Source organism: Paraburkholderia sp. JHI2823 (assembly GCF_038900695.1).
Taxonomy (GTDB): domain Bacteria; phylum Pseudomonadota; class Gammaproteobacteria; order Burkholderiales; family Burkholderiaceae; genus Paraburkholderia; species Paraburkholderia mimosarum.
The window spans coordinates 1-255 of record NZ_JAYMRY010000398.1 but is presented as its reverse complement, the minus strand read 5'-3'; the positions used below and the strand labels follow the sequence as shown (position 1 = coordinate 255).

Below are 255 nucleotides of genomic sequence, written 5' to 3'. Positions count from 1 at the left end.
CGGCCTTGTCTCGATGGGCACGCAGCAGGAATCGACTGTGTTGCCCTGCTTGTCGACAGCGCGGTACAAATACTTCCATTGGCCTTTGACCTTGACGTACGTCTCGTCCATCCTCCAGCTCTTGCCCGCCGGGCGCTTGTGGCGGCGAAACGCCTTCTCAAACAGCGGTACGAGCTTGATAACCCAGCGGTGCACGCTCGAATGGTCGACCTCGATGCCTCGCTCTGCCATCATCTCCTCGAGATTTCGCAGGCT

The 255-nt window shown here is 59.2% G+C and carries 1 pseudogene; it reads right to left on the bottom strand.

What is annotated here, in order from left to right:
- Positions 1 to 255 (bottom strand): annotated as a pseudogene (locus VSR34_RS39150) (IS6 family transposase); the annotation flags it as partial.